The sequence below is a fragment of the Pseudonocardia sp. KRD291 genome (assembly GCF_019263595.1).
Lineage (GTDB): Bacteria > Actinomycetota > Actinomycetes > Mycobacteriales > Pseudonocardiaceae > Pseudonocardia.
The window spans coordinates 1-17,463 of record NZ_JADQDD010000114.1 but is presented as its reverse complement, the minus strand read 5'-3'; the positions used below and the strand labels follow the sequence as shown (position 1 = coordinate 17,463).

Below are 17,463 nucleotides of genomic sequence, written 5' to 3'. Positions count from 1 at the left end.
AACGAGCCATCGCACTCGTGCCCGACTACGGCGTGGAGTTCGTGCTTCCATCTGCCGAGTAGCTGGGGGTCATCGCCGGTAGCGAGGCTCTGCCGAACGGGGCGGCAACGAACGCATGTGGTCACGTACCGGCGCCAACAGGTCGGCCAGGGCCTCGGCGTCTTCGGCCGTCAACGGTTGGAAGAGGTGACGGCCGATCACCTCGGTGTGGCCGGGGAGCACCGTGGCCAGCAGTGTCCGCCCGGCATCGGTGATCCCGACCGTGACCTCCCGCTCATCGTTCGCCGACGGTGTACGGGCGACCAGGTCGGCCTTCTCGAGGAGTCCGGCCTGATAGGTCAGACCGCTGCGGCTGTAGACGACGCCGTCAGCCAGGTCGGTCATGCGTTCGCTGCCCGTCGACGAATCGAGACCCAGCCGGGTCAGGAGCTGGAACTGCACATAGCTGAGGTCCCCGGCCTCGCGCAGCAGCTGCTGATCGACCGCGTGCCGGAGTAGGCCTGCCACCTCCATGAGTGCGAAGTACGCGCCAAGCTCAACGGCGTCGAGGGACGGCTGCTCGTCGGTCACGCCGGCGACGCTAGCAGGGTACTTCATCTTCGTAGCACTTGCTTCGAACTCGAAGTGGTGTTAGATTGCTTGAGTGCTTCGGCTTCGAAGCACACATGATCCGAAGGAGCGTCAGCGATGAAGGCAATTCGGTTCCACGAGTTCGGCGACCCCGACGTCCTGCGCTACGAGGACGTCGACGAGCCGGTCCCCGGCGACGGCCAGGTGCGCGTGCGCGTCGCGGCGACGACCTTCAACGGCGTCGAGGGCAACATCCGAGCGGGCCTCATGCAGGGCCCGATGCCCCTGACCATGCCGCACGTCCCCGGTGTGGACGTCGCGGGAACGGTCGACGCCCTGGGCGAGGGTGTGCACGGCCTCGCGGTCGGTGACCGGGTGGTCGGCTTCCTTTCCTTCGTCGTCGACGGTGCCTCGGCGGAGTACGTCCTGGTACCCGCGCAGAGCCTGGCGCCGGCTCCGACGACCATTCCGCTCGCCGACGCGGCCGCGCTGCCCGTGGTCGGTCTCACCGCATGGCAGGCCCTTTTCGACCATGCCGAGCTCAAGCCCGGACAGCGCATCCTGATCAACGGCGCCGGCGGAGCCGTGGGCGGCTACGCGGTACAGCTGGCCAAGGCAGCCGGTGCCTACGTCATCGCCACCGCAAGCCCCCACAGCAGCGAGCAGGTCAGGACCGCCGGTGCCGACGAGGTCATCGACCACACCAGCACCGAGGTGCCCACCGCGGTCACCGAGCCCGTCGACGTCCTGCTCAACCTCGCGCCGATCGACCCCGCCCAGTTCACGGCGCTGGCCGCCCTGGTCGGTGACGGCGGCGTCGTGGTCAGCACCACCGTATGGATGCCAGCCCCCGCCGACGAGGGACGCGGCGTGCGCGCCATCGACCTGTTCGTCCGCAGCGACGCCACCCAGCTAGCAGAACTCGTGGCGCGCGTGGACCGCGGCGAACTGACCGTCGACATCGGCGAGCGCATCGCCCTGGCAGACCTGCGCTCGGTCCACACCCGGGCGGCTGCAGGAACTCTGGCCGGCAAGGTCGTCGTCCTCGCGCCCTCGGCCTGACCCACCATCGGGCACGCGCCGGCGGCCCCGTCGTCCCGACCACCGCGGCCCCGGCCCGCATCGAGGACGCGACCGGCCTTCGGATAGTCCACCTGTTCAACCAGGCACGTTGCCGCAGGGGATTCGGCGACGCTGCAGAGGGAGTGCCCGTGAGTGCCAAGAAGATCATTTCCGTGCTGGGGTCGACGGGCGCACAGGGCGGAGGCCTGGTCAGGGCCATTCTGGACGACCCCGACGGTCCGTTCGTTCCACGCGCCGTCACCAGGAACGCCGGCTCGGCGAATGCTCGCGCGCTGGTCGAACTCGGCGTCGACGTCGTGGAGGCGAGCCTGGAGGACGAGGACTCACTGCGGGCGGCGTTCGAGGGTGCCCACGGCGCCTACGTGGTGACCAACTTCTGGGAGTCCATGTCCGCGGACGTCGAACTGGCGCAGGCCGCGACGGCCGCGCGCGCCGCGAAGGCGGCGGGCGTCGCCCACGTCATCTGGTCGACGCTGGAGGACACGCGTGAGGTCCTCCCGGTGTCCGACCAGCGGGTTCCGGTGCTACAGGGCCGCTACTCGGTCCCCCACTTCGACGCCAAGGCCGACGCGGACGCCTTCTTCCGCGACTCGGGCGTCCCCGCGACCTTCCTGCGGCCCACCTTCTACTGGGAGGGGTTCGCCCAGGGCACCGGCCCGCAGCGGGGCGAGGACGGGCGGCTCGTGTTCACGTTGCCGCTGGGCGAGGCCAGACTGTCGGGCATCGCGGTGGAGGACATCGGTCGCACCGCCTACGGCGTGTTCGCCGCGGGCGACGAGTACGTCGGCACGACGGTGAGCATTGCGGGTGAGCACCTGACCGGCGCCCAGTACGCCGCAGCGTTCGCCGACGCGCTGGGCGAACCGGTCGACTACCGCCCGCTCACACCCGATCAGTTCCGTTCGCTCGGGCTGCCCGCAGGTGACGAGTTCGGCAACATGTTCCAGTTCTACGTCGAAGGCGAGTACGACTTCGTGGGCGCACGCGACCTCGACCTGGTCCGCACCCTCAACCCGCGGCTTCAGACATTCCGCAGTTGGCTGGCCGAGCACGTCGAGACGGTCAGGCCCGCATGACCACCATCGACAGCCGACACTCGGGATCGGCCCACCCGATGGATGGCGCCCTTTAGAATTCCTCTGTGCGGAACAAGCCGACCTACAGCATCGAGTCCGTCGACCACGCCCTGCGGTTGGCGGTGCTGCTGCAGCAGGAGGGCCCGATGGGGGTCACCGACGCCGCCGAGCGGCTCGGGGTCGCCCGCTCGACCGCACACCGGCTGCTGTCGATGCTGGTCTACCGGGACTTCGCGGTACAGGGCGCGGACCGCCGTTACGCCTCCGGCCCCGCCCTGGGCCCGCTCGGCCGGGTCGAGCCGGTCGCCCGGCTGCGGACGATCGCCCGACCGCGCCTGCGGGCCCTCGTCGACCGGGTCGGAGAGTCGGCCAACCTGATGGTGCTGCGCGGTGCGCAGGTGCAGATGGTCGCGACCGTGGAGTGCGAGCACGTCCTGCGCGTCGGGGACCGTGAGGGACGTCTGTTGCCCGCGCACCTGGCGTCCGGCGGGCGAGCCCTGCTGGCGGGTCTGAGCCGGGACGAGATCGCGTCCCGATACTCCGACGAGGCCGCGGACGGGGTCTCCCGCGCGGAGGTCGAGCGCATCGTCCGGCAGACCCGGCGACGCGGGGTCGCGATCAACCAGGGAGCGACGGAGACCGGCCTCACGGCGATCGGACACCCGGTCGGCGGGCCGGGCCGGACTCCCGCGGCGGCCCTCTCGGTGGCGATGCCCACCGCCCGGTACGACCGCCACCGGCTCCCCGAGCTGACGGCCGCGCTCGCCGACACCGCCGCCGCGATCGATCGTGATCTTTCCGGAGTCGCAGGACGCCTTCCGACCGAGCTCGAGTAGTTCTTCTCCACAGAACTTCCTACCCCGCGATGGCGGCGTCGCACACGATGGGGTCGAGGCGGCGACGTGTGGCGAGACGGTCGTCGCGACGCCGACGAGATGCCCTCAGGAGCCGTGATGCAGTTCTACCTCGACGGATACACCCCCGGTGATCCGTTCGTCGCCGATCCCCACCCTGCGCTCGCCGACCGCCCGTCGGGGATGCCGGAGACGGTCGACGTCCTGATCGTCGGCTGCGGCCCGGCCGGTCTCGTCCTCGCCGCTCAGCTCGCCGAGTTCCCGGACATCCACACCGTGACGGTCGACCGACGGGACGGCCCGCTCGAGGTCGGGCAGGCCGACGGCGTCGCCTGTCGCACGGTGGAGATGTTCGAGGCCTTCGGCCTGGCCGACCGGCTCGTCCACGAGGGTTACCGCGTCAACGAGGTGTCCTTCTGGCGGCCCGACCCGCACGACGGCACATCGATCGTCCGCACCGGGCGCATCGACGACGTCGCCGACGGGCTCTCCGAGATGCCCCACATGATCGTGAACCAGGCCCGGATGCTGGCCTACCTGCGCGATCACATGCAGCGATCGGCGACCAGGTCCGAGCCGTTCTACGGCCTACACCTCACCGACCTGCGGATCGACACCACACCCGGCGTGGAGCACCCGGTGACCGTCGACCTCGAGCACCTGCGGGACGGCGAACCGACCGGGAAGACCTCGACCGTGCGGGCCCGCTACGTCGTCGGCTGCGACGGGTCGCGCAGCCGGACCCGGGAGGCGATCGGACGCCGGCTCGTCGGCGACGCCACCCAGAGCTCGTGGGGCGTGCTCGACGTCCTGGCGGTCACCGACTTCCCGGACATCCGGCTCAAGTCGGTCATCCACTCCGAGCACGGCAGCATCCTGATCATCCCGCGCGAGGGCGGGTACCTGGTCCGGCTCTACATCGAGCTCGACAACGACCGCGACGGCGAGATGCTGCGCGCCCGCAACGTCACCCCGGAGAAGCTGACCGCCGTCGCCAACCGGATCCTGCACCCGTACTCGATCGACGTGAAGTCGGTCGGCTGGTGGGCGGTCTACGAGATCGGGCAGCGCGTGTGCGACCGCTTCGACGACGTGCCCGACGCCGAGCTCGACTCCCGTCTCCCCCGGGTCTTCATCGCAGGCGACGCCTGCCACACGCACAGCGCCAAGGCCGGTCAGGGCATGAACGTCTCGATGGCCGACGCGTTCAACCTGGGCTGGAAGCTCGGGACGGTGCTCCGCGGGACCTCGCATCCGGAGATCCTGCGCACCTACTCCACCGAACGGCAGGCGGTCGCGCAGGAGCTCATCGACTTCGACCGCGAGTTCGCAGCCCAGCTGAGCGCCCGGGCCGACGGCACGGCGGGCACCGACCCGGACACGTTCCAGCGCTACTTCCGTGACCAGGGCCGCTTCACCGCAGGCGTCGCCGTCCGCTACGCCCCGTCCGCCCTCACCGCCGCCACCGGGCACCAGGACCTCGCCACCGGGTTCGAGGTGGGCACACGGTTCCACTCCGCACCGGTGATCCGGTTGGCCGACGCCGCGCCGATGCACCTCGGGCACGCCGCCCGCGCCGACGGGGCGTGGCGGCTCTACCTCTTCGCCGACCGGGCGGACCCGGCCGAGCCCACGTCCGCGCTACGCGGCCTGACCCGGTTCCTGGCCTCGGACTCCTCGCCGCTCGCCCGGTTCACCCCGCCCGGCGACGACCCCGACTCGGTCATCGACGTCCGGGCCGTCCTGCAGCAGGGCCACCGTGAGGTCGCCGTCGGCTCCCTGCCGCCCGTGCTGCTCCCCCTCAAGGGCCGGTTCGGTCTCGTCGACTACGAGAAGGTGTTCTGTCCCGACCCGTCCACCGACGTGTTCGACCTGCGCGGTGTGGACCGCGAAGCCGGCTGCGTCGTCGTGGTCCGTCCCGACCAGTACGTGGCGCACGTCCTGCCTCTCGACGCCCACGACGAGCTCGGCACGTTCCTCGCCGGGGTGCTCCGCGAGCCCGGGACGGCCGACCGTGGGCGGCGCCGGCGGCCCGACCCGGCACGAGCGCACGCGTGAACACCGCGGCACCGCTGGGCCTCACCCTGGACCTGGCCGGCACGTTCGCGTTCGCCCTGAACGGCGCGCTCACCGCCGTCCGCGTCGCCCGTGTCGACATCGTCGGTGTGATCACCCTCGGCATGATCACGGCGCTCGGCGGCGGGATAGTGCGCGACGTGCTGCTCGGCGCCCTCCCACCGGCGACGTTCCTCGACTGGCGCTACCTGCTGGTCGCCGCCGTCGGCGGCCTGATCGCCTTCGCCCTGAGCCGTCAGCTCGAACGCCTCGCCACGCCGATCACCGTCTTCGACGCGCTCGGCCTGAGCCTGTTCGCGGTGACCGGGGCCGCGAAGGCGCTCGATCTCGGGTTCGGTGCCGGACAGGCGGTCCTGCTGGGCGCGATGACCGCGGTCGGTGGCGGCACGATCCGCGACGTGCTGGTCCGGCGGGTGCCCACGATCCTGCAGAGCGAGCTGTACGCGATCCCGGCGCTGGCCGGGGCGGTGGTCGTGGTCGGGGCCGCCGCGTTCGGCGCTCCGGGCCTGCTCGGCGCGCTCCTCGGGGCCGCCGTGTGCCTGGTGATCCGGCTGATCGGTGTCGGCTTCCGGCTCGATGCACCGCGCCCGCCCGGCGGATCGGCGCCGGGGCAGGTCTGAGCCTCAGCCGGCGAGCCAGGCGAGCGCGGCGACCACCAGCGCCCGGGTGCCCGTGTCACACGGTGTCGATGGACTCTCCTTCGCAGCCAGCGACTTCTCGGTCGGAACCAGCCTGCTCACCCGCCGGTCGGAGTCCGTCCCGAGCCGTGCGGGCCCTCACCGGGGCCTGATCGATCGACCCCTATACGCCGGTCGTACCGTCGATGCGCTCTCGAAGCAGATCGGCATGACCGTTGTGCCGGGCATACTCCCCGATCATGTGGACATAGACCCAGCGCAGGCTGACGTCCTGGCCCATGAACCGTCCGGTGCTGTTCAGCGTGCGGTCCGCGCAGCGCTCACGGGCCACGGCGATCTCCGAGGCCCACGTCCCCAGTGCCGCGTCGAGGGTGGTCCCCTCCGCGACGACGAAGCCACCGTCGGGACCGTCGGGGTCGGCCTCCTGGTCGTGGATGGGCGGGGCCTGTTCCCCGGCGAGCACCCGCCGGAACCAGTTGCGTTCCACCTCGGCCATGTGCTGGACCAGCCCGGTCAGTGTGAACACCGACGGCGGCACCGAGGGGGTGGCTGCCTGCGCGTCGTCCAGTCCTGCGCACTTGACGGCGAGCGTGGCGCGGTGGAAGTCGAGCCACGCCTCGAGCGTGTCGCGTTCGTCCGCGTTCAGCGGCGGCATGGAGCGAGCAGTGGCGTTCACCGGCCGAATCGTTCCAGAGGGATCCTGCGCGGCGCGCACGAGGCGGTTCACGGCGGGGCAGGGCAGGAGCTCCCGGTCCGGTCGTCCGTGGCGGCTGCCGGCTCAGCAGGACCTGCGGATCTCGACCTCGACCACCCGGCGGTCGTCGGGGCGCACCTCGTGCACCGGCCCGGTCAGCTCGACCGAGGTGCGCAGCACCGGGTCCGCGCACGACGTCCCGACGAACAACTCCACGGTCCCGGGCTCGACGACGTGACACATCCCCCGGTCGTGGAGCGACACCCGCCGGGTCGGGACGTCGAACACGACCTCGGCGGTCTCCCCGGCCGCCAGCTCGACCCGGGCGTAGCCGAGCAGTGCCGCGACCGGACGGGTCACCGAGGCGACGACGTCGCTGCCGTAGAGCTGCACCACGTCGGCCCCGGCCCGGTCGCCGGTGTTGCGGACCCGGCAGGACACCGTGAACGCGCCCGCCGTCGGCACCCGGCTCGTGCGCACCTGCAGGTCGGAGTGCTCGAAACGGGTGTAGGACAGCCCGAACCCGAACGGGCGCACCGGCGCGGTCTCGACGGAGGTGACCGCGCTCGCCGCGCCCAGCGACGGGTGCAGGTAGCTGTAGGGCTGCGCGCCGGCCGAGCGGGGCAGGCTCACGGGCAGCCGCCCGGACGGGTTGACCCGCCCGGACAGCACCCCGGCGATGGCGCCGCCGCCCTCCTGACCGGGGAAGAACGCCTGTACGACGGCGGCGCACCGCGCGAGGGCCCGGTCCAGGACGTAGGGCCGGCCGGTGAGCAGCACCAGTACGACCGGCGTACCGGAGTCGAGCAGCGCGTCGAGGAACTGCTGCTGCACCCCCGGCAGCTCGAGGGTGTCGGTGTCACACCCCTCGCCGGAGGTGCCGCGGCCGAACAGGCCGGCCCGGTCGCCGAGCACCGCGACCGCGACGTCCGCGCGGGCCGCCGCGCGCACCGCCTCGTCGAACCCGGAGGTGTCGTCGGTGTCGACGCCGCAGCCCGGCCGGTGCACCAGCTCGGCCCGGGGCAGTTCGGTGCGCAACGCGCCCAGGACGGTCGCGACGTCGAGGCCGAGCTCGACGCCGGGGTGCTGGGCCAGGACGTGGTTGGCGAAGCTGTAGCACCCCATCAACGCCGCCGGGTCCTCGGCGTTCGGGCCGAGCACCGCGATCCGGCCGGGGTCGGCTCCCAGCGGCAGGATGCCGTCGTTCCCGAGCAGGATCACCGACTCCTCGGCCAGACGGGCGGCGAGGGACCGGTGCCCGGGCGGGTCGAGGTCGACGTCGCCGGTCGGCAGCCGGTCGACGAAGGCGGGATCGAGCAGACCGAGGCGCTGCTTCTGCTCCAGCACCCGGCGCACCGCCCGGTCGACCATCTGCGGGGCGACCGCCCCGGACCGGACCCGCTCCGCGAGCGGTTCCAGATACCCGGTGCCGGTGGGTAGTTCCACGTCGATCCCGGCGGTCAACGCCTGCGCGGCGGCGTCGCCGAGGTCGGAGGCGACCTTGTGCAGGGTGTGCAGGAACGCGACCGAGAAATAGTCGGCCACGACGGTGCCGGTGAAGCCCCACCGGTCCCGCAGCAGTCCGGTGAGCAGGCCCGCGTCGGCGGCCGCGGGCAGCCCGTCGATCTCGGCGTAGGAGTTCATCACCGACGCCGCACCGCCGTCGCGCACCGCCATCTCGAACGGCGGCAGCAGCACCTCGGCGATCTCCCGGGGCCCCGCGTGCACCGGCGCGAGGTTGCGCCCCGCGCGCGAGTTCGAGTACCCGACGAAGTGCTTGAGGGTGGCGTCCACGCCCGCCGACTGCAGCCCGCGCACGTACGCGGTGCCGATCGTCGCCACCAGGTAGGGGTCCTCGCCGATGCACTCCTCGACCCGCCCCCAGCGGGCGTCGCGCACGACGTCGAGCACCGGGGCCAGGCCCTGGTGCACGCCGAGCCGGGCCATCGACCCGCCGATCGCGGCCGCCATCTCCTCGACCAGCTCCGGATGGAACGCCGCCCCCCAGGACGGCGGGGCCGGGAACGTCGTGGCCCGCCAGGCGGCGAGCCCGGTCAGGCACTCCTCGTGCACCAGCGCGGGGATCCCGAGCCGGGTCCGTGAGAGCAGGTGCCGTTGGCGCTGCGCGAGACGGGCGAGGCCGTCCGCCGGCTCCACCGGCGTCGTGCCGAACACGCGGGTGAGCTGGCCGAGGCCGTGCCGGGCGAAGTCGGAGAAGCCGCCGTGGTCGGTCTGCATGCTGTCCTGCATCGGCGCGACGTCGCCGTCCGCGTCGCCGGGTCCGTGGTCACGCCCCTCCCAGAGTCCGACGAGCTGGGCCAGCTTCTCCTCCAGCGTCATGATCGAGAGCAGCTCGTCGACCCGGCTCCGGTCCGGTTCGGCGCGCGATGGGGACAGGTCCGTGCTCATGAGGGCCTTTCGGTAAGGGAGTGTCAGCGCCCGGCACCGGCGGTGAGCCCGGCCAGCAGGTAGCGGCGACCGAGCAGGTAGACCACGAGCAGCGGCAGCAGCGACAGCACGACAGCGGCCGTGATCAGCGGGACGTTCGTCCCGTACTGGCCCTGGTAGTCCCACAACCCGAGGGTCAGCACGCGGACCGACGCGTCCTGGGTGAGCACCAGCGGGAACAGGAACCCGTTCCAGGCCTGCAGCGCGGTGAAGATCCCGATCGTGGCGAGCCCCGGGCGGGCCAGCGGGAGCACGAGCGAGACGAGCGTGCGCGCGGGCCCTGCCCCGTCCAGGGTGGCCGCCTCGAACAGCTCGTTCGGGATGTCACGCAGGCTGGAGGTCAGCACCACCACGGCGAGCGGCAACGCGAACGCCGCGGTCGGCAGGATGACCGCCAGCAGGGTGTCGTAGAGCCGCAGCTGGGTGACCATCAGGTAGAGCGGCACGATCACCGCCTGGGCCGGGACGGCGAGCCCGAGCAGCATCACCGAGAAGCCGCGGGCGACCCAACGGCTGCGACTGCGGACGATGCCGTAGGCCGCCGGCAGCGCCAGGACCAGCACGATCGCCACGCACGCCGCGGCGACCAGGACGTTGTTGAGGAAGTAGCGCGGGAAGTCCGAGCCGAGCACACGCAGGTAGTTGTCCACGGTGAGCTCGGCGGGCAGCGCCAGCGGCCCCTCGGCGAGATAGGCCGACGAGGCCCGCAGGCTGGTCACGAACAGGAAGTACAGCGGCACCGCGACGAGGACGAACCAGCCACCGGCGCCGAGCGCACCCAGGACGTTGAACCCTCGGCGTCGCCGGCGACGTGGCCGGGGGTCACCGGCACCCGGCGGTGGCCCTCCGACGACGGCCCGCTCACGGTCGGCGGTGGTGGACACGGTGATCACAGTCCTTCCCGCTGGCTGGCCATCTTCCGGTAGCCGGTGACCCGGGCGATCAGCAGCGACAGCGCCGTCCCCAGCACCAGCAGCACGACGGCCAGCGCGCTGGCGTAGCCCATGTCGAAGCTCCTGAACCCGGTCAGATACATGTGCAGCGGGAGGATCCGGGTCGCGGTGCCGGGGCCGCCCTCGGTCAGGATCAGCACCACCTCGAACGTGGTCATCGACCCGACGACGATCAGCACCCCCGAGGTGATGATCGTGTCCCGCAGCTGCGGGACGGTGATGGAGACGAAGGTGCGCCACCGGCCCGCGCCGTCCACCCGGGCGGCGTCGTAGAGCTGGACCGGGATGGCCCGGGCCGCGGCCTGGTAGAGCAGCGTGTGAAACGGCATGTACTGCCAGCCGATCACCAGCACCACCGCCGCGAAGGCGAACCGGCTGTTGCCGATGACGTTGCCGTCGGCGATCCCGACCAGCGGCCCGAGCACCCCGGCGAGCCCGAAGTTCGGGTCGAGCAGCGTCCCCCACAGCACCGCGATGGCGGCGCTGGACATCAGCAGCGGGACGAAGAAGATCGCGGCGAGGATCGCCCGGGTGCGCCCGCGACGGGCCAGCCAGACACCCAGCGGCAGGGCCACCGCGGTCTGCAGCACCCAGGACGCCGCGGTCAGCCCGAACGAGAGCCAGAGCGACTCGGCGAACAGCGGGTCCGCGCCGAGCCGGGCCCAGTTGTCCAGGCCGACCCACTGCGGCGGGTTCAGCCCGTCATAGGCGGTGAAGCTCAGGAAGACCACCACCACCATCGGGACCAGCGCGAACAGGGCGAAGAAGGCGAGGGCCGGGGCGACCCAGACGAACCCGGGCCGCCCCGCCCGCGAGGTCGCGGCGCTCACCTGCTCGCCGTGTCCATCGCCTCGACGAACTGCTGCGGCGTCAGCTCCTTGTTGAAGACCTTCGCCAGGTTGGTCAGCATCGTCTGGGCCTCGGCGGCCGGTAGCGCCTGGTCCCAGGACTGGGTGAACGTCGGAGCGTTCTTGGTCTGCTCGTAGGTGAACGTGTTGAAGTCGGCGAACCGGCCCTGCTTCACCTGCTGGTCCAGGCCCGTCAGGCCGGGCACCTGACCCTTGTCGATCATGCCCTGGACGTACTCCGGGCTCGTCATCCTGGTGAGCAGGAAGTCGGTCGCGGCCGGTGCGTCGGCCGAGGACCGGCTGACCGAGTAGAAGTTCGACGGGTTGCCGACCACGTTGCGCGGGTCGCCCTTGCCGCCCTCGACGGCCGGGAAGGGTGCCCAGCCGAGCTTGCCGGCGTCGAGGAAGTCCGGGAAGTTGTCGTTGAGGCTGGTGACCTGCCAGGAGCCCATCAGCTCCATGCCGGCTCGGCCACTGGTCAGCAGCGCCTGCGATGCCTGGTTGTCGTAGTCGACGGCGGCGTAGTTGGTGCCGAACGCGCCATGGTCGACCAGGTCCTGCACCATCGTCATCGCCCGGACGACGGCCGGGTCCCGCCACGCACCGGGCTCGCCGTCGGCGATGGCCTGGAACGTCTCGGTCCCGCCGACCCGGTCGAGCAGCATCTCCGGGTACATCATCTCGGTCCACGACTGGGCGCCGGCCAGCGCGATCGGCTGGACGCCCGCGGCCTTGAGCTTGTCGACCGTGTCCAGGAAGCCCTGCCACGTGGTCGGGAACTCGGCGATCCCGGCCTTGGCGAAGACCTCCTTGTTGTAGAACATCGACAACGGCTGCACGCCCTGCATCGGGATGCCGTAGACCTTGCCGTCGATCGTCCCGCCGTTCAGGACCTGGGGCAGGAACCGATCCTTGATCTCGGGCCTCGCGTCCAGCGCGCCGGTCAGGTCGGTGACCTGACCTGCCTCGACGTAACCCCGTAGGTTGCCGCCGCCCCAGTTGTAGAAGATGTCGGGGCTGTTGGGGGATCCGACCGCGGTCTGCAGGGCGGACTTGTAGGGGTCGTTGAGGTAGGTCGTCAGCGTGATCTGCGGCCCGCCTGCGTCGTTGAAGCCGTCCACCGCCTGCTGCTGGACGGTGTTGATGCCCTCGTTCTGCAGGGTCCAGAGGTTCATCTCGGCGCTCCCGGCGCGGGGCCCCGCGCTGCCGCAGGCCGAGGTGAGTGCGAGTCCGGCGGCGAGGGCGGCCGCGACGGCCGTTCTTCGAACGCGTGATGAGGTCGACATGTGCTCCCCTTCGAGCGAGTCGGCGATCGAAAGTTTCCGAGACTTGCGAATGCAATGCGCCGAAGTTAGAGCGGTGTGATGAGGTCGTCAAGAGGCATATCGGCCGTAGATCGACGACGACAGCGACAGAAAGTTTCGATACGGTGGTCCGGCCCGTGCCCGTGTCTCGAGGAGGAGCCCTGAACCACAGCCGTGTGACGATCGCGGAGGTCGCCGAGCAGGCAGGCGTCTCGGTCCCGACCGTCTCCAAGGTGCTCAACGGCCGCGCCGACGTCGCGGGGCCGACCCGCGAGCGCGTGCGGCAGGCGATCGCGCACAGCGGATACCGCAAGCGCAAACCGGCCGCACCGCGGCGGACCGGGCTCATCGATCTCGTGCTCGACCGGCTCGACTCGTTCTGGGCGATGGAGGTGCTCCGGGGCGCCGAGGCCGAGGCCCGGCGCACCGACCGCCAGGTCGTGCTGGGCACCTCGGACAACGACGACCCGGACTCGCGGGCCTGGCTGGACCGGCTCGCGGCCCGGGGCACCGACGGGGTGGTCGTCGTCGTCGGCGACCAGGACCCGGAGACCACCGCGCGGCTGGCCGCGCTGGAGGCGCCGGTCGTGCTGCTGGACCCGGTCGGGGGCAGCGACCCGGCGTTCGCCACGGTCGGCGCGACGAACTGGGCCGGTGCGTTCAGCGCCGTCGAACACCTGACCTCGCTCGGGCACCGCCGGATCGGGGTGATCTCCGGGCCGCCCCGGCTCTCCAGCAGCCAGCAGCGGGTGGACGGCTACCGCGCCGCGCTGCGTCGCTCCGGCATCGCCGCGGACGAGGACCTGGTGCGCTTCGGCGACTTCCTGGTCGGTGGCGGGCACCGGGGCGCCACCGCGTTGCTGGACCTGCCCGAGCCGCCCACCGCGATCTTCGCCGGATCGGACATGCAGGCCGTCGGCGTCTACCAGGAGGCGGCCCGGCGCGGCCTGCGGGTACCTGCGGACCTGAGCGTCGTCGGGTTCGACGACATCTCGCTGTGCGAGTACCTGCGCCCGTCCCTGAGCACCGTGCTGCAGCCGCTGGCGCGGATGGCGGCCGAGGCGGTGCGGCTGGCACTAGACGGTTCCGGCCCGGACACCGACGGCCGGGTCCCGCGGCTGGAACTGGCCACCGACCTGGTGGTCCGCGAGAGCACCGCGCCGCCGCCGCCCTGACACCGGGCCCTCACCGCGCGGTCCGGCACGGGTCGGCCAGGAGCCCCGCGACCGCGGACGTCCCCGCCCCGCGCATCGCAGCATCCGGACCGAGTTCCGCGCGGCGCACCGAGCCCGGCGCCACGCCGTGACGGACCAGCGCCGACCCGACCGCCGCGCAGAATCCCGGTCCGGCGTCCCGGAAGCGTCCGCCGAGCACGACGGCGACCGGGGCGAGCGGCGCGGCGAACCCGGCCAGTGCCTCGCCGAGGGTGCGCCCGGCCCGGCGCAGCGCGCGCTCGTCCTCCGCGCCGCCGGCGCGCAGCTCTGCGTTCAGGCAACCCGTGCGCCCGCACGGACACGCCAGACCCCCGGACCGGACGGTGAGGTGCCCGAACCGGGTGGCCGCGTCGCCGCCCTCGACCCGCCCGTCGCGGACCGCGACGACCCCGACCTCGCAGTGGCCGCCGACGTGCACCACCACTCCGGACGCAGTACCCGGCTCGGCCGCGGCCGCCAGGGCGACGCCGGACCGGACCGACAGCGGGATGCCGCCTGCACCGACGGCACCGGCCTCGCCGGCCAGCAGCCCGCCGAGGTCGACACCGGTCAGCCCGAGCGCGGGCGCCTCGCGCACGGTGCGGTGGTCCTGTGCGACCACACCCGGGACCCCGGCGACGATCCCGGCCACCAGCCGGTCGGCGGAGACGGCATCCCACAGCAGCGTCCGCAGCACGGTCCGGACCGCGCGGGCCACCACGGCGGGCCCGGCCCCGGCCAGGTCGGCGGGCCGGTGCCGGCGGGGTCCGGCCCGCCCGGCCAGGTCGACCAGGCAGCCGCCGACGTGGTCGCGCTCGACCTGCAGCCCGACCCCGACCGGCCCGGCCGGGTCGGGGACCAGGCGGTGCCCGGGGCGCCCGGCCGCGGCCTCCGGGCCGGGACCGATGTCGCGGACCAGACCGTCGTCGACGAGCACGCCGGTCAGCGCGGAGACCGTCGACCGGGTCAGGCCGGTACGCGTGGCCACGGCCGCCCGGGTCACCGGCGCGTCCCGGACGATCGTGGTCAGCACCAGCCCGAGGTGGTGCCGGCGCAGGTCACGGGCACCGATCCGGGTGGTCTCGTCCATCGTCGGACTCCGATTAATTCGTTCACCAGACGAACAAAGTGTAGGGGCGAGGGGTGCACCTCGGCTAGACATCGTCTGCCGGCGATAGGGACCGGACGACGAGCCGAGAGGAAGACGATCATGGCGGAGGTCGCCTACCGGGCCGCGTCCCGCGTCTATCCCGGGGAACCACCGGTGCGTGCGGTCGACCAGCTGGAGCTCGACGTGGTCGACGGCGAGTTCCTGGTGCTGGTCGGTCCCTCCGGGTCGGGCAAGTCCACCGCGCTGCGGATGCTGGCCGGTCTGGAGGAGGTCGACGAGGGCGCCGTCGAGATCGGCGGCCGCGACGTCACCGACCTCGAGCCCAAGGACCGCGACATCGCGATGGTCTTCCAGAACTACGCCCTCTACCCGCACATGACGGTCGCGGACAACATGGGCTTCGCGCTCCGGCTGCAGCGGGTGCCGAAGACCGAGATCGCCCGGCGGGTGCGCGAGACGGCCGGGATGCTCGAACTGACGCCGTATCTGGACCGCCGCCCCAAGGCGCTGTCCGGCGGGCAGCGCCAGCGGGTCGCGATGGGCCGGGCGATCATGCGCGAGCCCGCGGTGTTCCTGATGGACGAGCCGCTGTCCAACCTGGACGCGAAGCTGCGGGTGGAGACGCGCGCCAACATCGCCGGGCTGCAGCGGCGGCTGGGCACGACGACCGTCTACGTCACCCACGACCAGGTCGAGGCGATGACGATGGGACACCGGGTCGCCGTGCTGCGCGACGGCCTGCTCGAGCAGTGCGCGCCCCCGCGCGAGCTCTACGACCGGCCCGCGACCGCCTTCGTCGCCGGGTTCATCGGGTCTCCGGCGATGAACCTGCGCACCGCGGCGCTCACCGCGGACGGCACCGACCTGGGCGGCATGCCGCTCCCCCTGCCCCGGGCGACGCTGGCCGCGGCGGACGCGGCCGGCTGCTCCGAGGTCACGGTCGGGATCCGGCCCGAGGCGCTGCGCCCGGCCGTCGACGGCGAGCCGGCGTTCGACCTGATGGTGGATCTGGCCGAGGAGCTCGGCTCGGACACGTTCGTGCACGGCAGGCTCGGTACCGCCGCCGACGGGCAGCGATGCGTCATGCGTACCGATGGCGCGTCCGCACCCGCGGCCGGGCGCGCGGTGCGGGTCACGGTGCGCGACCCGCGCGCGGTGCACGTGTTCGATCCCGCGACCGGACGGCGGCTGGACACGTGAGCGGATTCCCGCCCGACTTCGTCTGGGGCGCGGCCACCGCCGCCTACCAGGTGGAAGGAGCCGTCGCCGAGGACGGACGGACACCGTCGATCTGGGACACCTACTCGCACACCCCGGCCGGATCGCCGGCGGCGAGACCGGGGACGTCGCCGTCGACCACTACCACCGCGTCGCCGAGGACGTCACGCTCATGCAGGGGCTCGGCCTGCAGGCCTACCGGTTCTCGATCAGCTGGAACAGGATCTTCCCCGGCGTCACCGCGGGCGGCCCGGGCCCGCTCAACCCGGCAGGTCTGGCGTTCTACTCGCGGCTGGTCGACGCGCTGCTCACGGCCGGGATCGAACCGGTGGCCACGCTCTACCACTGGGACCTGCCGCAGGCCCTGGAGGACGCCGGGGGCTGGACCGCGCGCGCGACGGCGTACCGGTTCGCCGAGTACGCGGCCGAGGTCGCGACCGCCCTCGGGGACCGGGTGCGGCTGTTCACCACGCTGAACGAGCCGTGGTGCAGCGCCTACCTCGGCTACGCCGCCGGGGTGCACGCCCCGGGCCGCACCGAGCCCGCGGCGGCGCTGGCCGCGGTGCACCACCTCAACCTCGCCCACGGACTCGCCGCCGCGGCGATCCGGGCGCGACGCCCCGGAGCCCGGATCGCGATCAGCCTCAACCTCGCCTGGGTGGTGCCCGAGACCGGCTCCGAGCGCGACCTCGACGCCGCGCGCCGGGTGGACGGTCTGCAGAACCGGGTGTTCCTGCAGCCGCTGCTCTCCGGTGGCTACCCGGCCGACGTCGTCGCCGACACCGCGGCGGTCACCGACTGGTCGTTCGTCCGGCCCGGCGACGAGGAGCTCGTGCACTCCCCACCGGACGTCCTGGGTGTCAACTACTACACCCCCACCCCGGTGCGCCACTGGACCCGGGAGCGGCCCCGCGAGACCGCCGACGGCCACGGCGACGGGGCCGCCACGCCCTGGATCGCCTGCGACGACGTGGAGTTCCCGCGCCCGGACGGCCCGCGCACCGACATGGGGTGGGCGATCGACAGCCGCGGGCTGGGTGCGCTGCTGCGCCGGATCGCCCACGAGCACCCCGGCCCGGACCTGATGGTCACCGAGAACGGCGCCGCGTTCCCCGACCGGCTCGGGCCCACCGGCGTCGCGGACCCGGACCGCGTGGCCTACCTGCGCGACCACCTCACCGCCGTGCAGGACGCGCTCGACGACGGGGTGCCGGTCCGCGGCTACTTCGTCTGGTCCCTGCTCGACAACTTCGAGTGGGCCTGGGGGTACGCGAAGCGTTTCGGCGTCGTGCACGTCGACTACGCGACCCAGGCCCGCACGCCCAAGGACAGCGCCCGCTTCTACGCAGGGGTGATCGCGGCCAACGGGCTGCACCCGGCCGAGTCCGTCCACACAG

The 17,463-nt window shown here is 72.5% G+C and carries 14 protein-coding genes and 1 pseudogene; 8 read left to right on the top strand and 7 right to left on the bottom strand.

Features of this window, described 5'->3' with window-relative positions:
* Positions 1 to 69 precede the first annotated feature (69 nt).
* Positions 70 to 570 carry a MarR family winged helix-turn-helix transcriptional regulator gene (locus tag I4I78_RS17065; RefSeq protein WP_218612326.1) on the bottom strand — a complete coding sequence of 167 codons (501 nt, stop codon included), beginning with the start codon at positions 568 to 570 and terminating at the stop codon, positions 70 to 72.
* 117 nt (positions 571 to 687) lie between these two features.
* Here I4I78_RS17065 and I4I78_RS17060 point away from each other — a divergent pair, with 117 nt between their 5' ends.
* The 5 genes from I4I78_RS17060 to I4I78_RS17040 all read left to right on the top strand — a co-directional run bounded on the left by I4I78_RS17060 (position 688) and on the right by I4I78_RS17040 (position 6,279).
* A complete protein-coding gene (locus I4I78_RS17060; protein ID WP_218612325.1) occupies positions 688 to 1,632 on the top strand; it encodes an NADP-dependent oxidoreductase in 945 nt (314 codons plus the stop codon).
* 149 nt (positions 1,633 to 1,781) lie between these two features.
* On the top strand, positions 1,782 to 2,729 hold the full coding sequence (locus I4I78_RS17055) for an NmrA/HSCARG family protein (RefSeq protein WP_218612324.1): 948 nt from the start codon (positions 1,782 to 1,784) through the stop codon (positions 2,727 to 2,729).
* Positions 2,730 to 2,794: 65 nt separating this feature from the next.
* The gene (locus I4I78_RS17050; RefSeq protein WP_218612323.1) at positions 2,795 to 3,565 is read left to right on the top strand and encodes an IclR family transcriptional regulator; all 771 of its coding nucleotides are present in this window, start codon (positions 2,795 to 2,797) and stop codon (positions 3,563 to 3,565) included.
* A gap of 117 nt (positions 3,566 to 3,682) precedes the next feature.
* On the top strand, positions 3,683 to 5,641 hold the full coding sequence (locus I4I78_RS17045) for an FAD-dependent monooxygenase (RefSeq protein ID WP_218612322.1): 1,959 nt from the start codon (positions 3,683 to 3,685) through the stop codon (positions 5,639 to 5,641).
* Positions 5,638 to 6,279: a TRIC cation channel family protein gene (locus tag I4I78_RS17040; RefSeq protein ID WP_308252175.1), complete on the top strand. Its 642-nt coding sequence runs from the start codon at positions 5,638 to 5,640 to the stop codon at positions 6,277 to 6,279. Before I4I78_RS17045 ends, I4I78_RS17040 begins: the two co-directional genes overlap by 4 nt.
* A gap of 181 nt (positions 6,280 to 6,460) precedes the next feature.
* On the opposite strand, the gene I4I78_RS17035 is transcribed toward I4I78_RS17040, so the two are convergent.
* From I4I78_RS17035 to I4I78_RS17015, 5 genes are all read right to left on the bottom strand, one after another.
* A complete protein-coding gene (locus I4I78_RS17035) occupies positions 6,461 to 6,952 on the bottom strand; it encodes a DinB family protein (protein WP_218612329.1) in 492 nt (163 codons plus the stop codon).
* Between the two features lie 123 nt (positions 6,953 to 7,075).
* Entirely contained in the window at positions 7,076 to 9,400 is a 2,325-nt protein-coding gene (locus I4I78_RS17030) for a beta-glucosidase (RefSeq protein ID WP_218612321.1), read from the bottom strand.
* Positions 9,401 to 9,423: 23 nt separating this feature from the next.
* Entirely contained in the window at positions 9,424 to 10,323 is a 900-nt protein-coding gene (locus I4I78_RS17025) for a carbohydrate ABC transporter permease (RefSeq protein ID WP_308252174.1), read from the bottom strand.
* 5 nt (positions 10,324 to 10,328) lie between these two features.
* Positions 10,329 to 11,222: a sugar ABC transporter permease gene (locus I4I78_RS17020; RefSeq protein ID WP_308252173.1), complete on the bottom strand. Its 894-nt coding sequence runs from the start codon at positions 11,220 to 11,222 to the stop codon at positions 10,329 to 10,331.
* Positions 11,219 to 12,415, bottom strand: coding sequence for an extracellular solute-binding protein (locus I4I78_RS17015; protein ID WP_218612320.1), 1,197 nt, complete (start codon positions 12,413 to 12,415; stop codon positions 11,219 to 11,221). Before I4I78_RS17015 ends, I4I78_RS17020 begins: the two co-directional genes overlap by 4 nt.
* Before the next feature lie 305 nt (positions 12,416 to 12,720).
* Between I4I78_RS17015 and I4I78_RS17010 the strand changes: the two genes are divergently transcribed.
* Complete coding sequence (locus tag I4I78_RS17010; protein ID WP_308252172.1) at positions 12,721 to 13,719, top strand: substrate-binding domain-containing protein; 999 nt, start codon at positions 12,721 to 12,723, stop codon at positions 13,717 to 13,719.
* A gap of 10 nt (positions 13,720 to 13,729) precedes the next feature.
* On the opposite strand, the gene I4I78_RS17005 is transcribed toward I4I78_RS17010, so the two are convergent.
* Positions 13,730 to 14,827: an ROK family transcriptional regulator gene (locus I4I78_RS17005; RefSeq protein WP_218612318.1), complete on the bottom strand. Its 1,098-nt coding sequence runs from the start codon at positions 14,825 to 14,827 to the stop codon at positions 13,730 to 13,732.
* A gap of 120 nt (positions 14,828 to 14,947) precedes the next feature.
* Here I4I78_RS17005 and I4I78_RS17000 point away from each other — a divergent pair, with 120 nt between their 5' ends.
* Both I4I78_RS17000 and I4I78_RS16995 read left to right on the top strand, forming a co-directional pair.
* Positions 14,948 to 16,048, top strand: coding sequence for an ABC transporter ATP-binding protein (locus tag I4I78_RS17000; RefSeq protein WP_218612317.1), 1,101 nt, complete (start codon positions 14,948 to 14,950; stop codon positions 16,046 to 16,048).
* Positions 16,045 to 17,463, top strand: a pseudogene (locus tag I4I78_RS16995) (GH1 family beta-glucosidase); the annotation flags it as partial. The gene I4I78_RS17000 and the pseudogene I4I78_RS16995, both read left to right, overlap by 4 nt.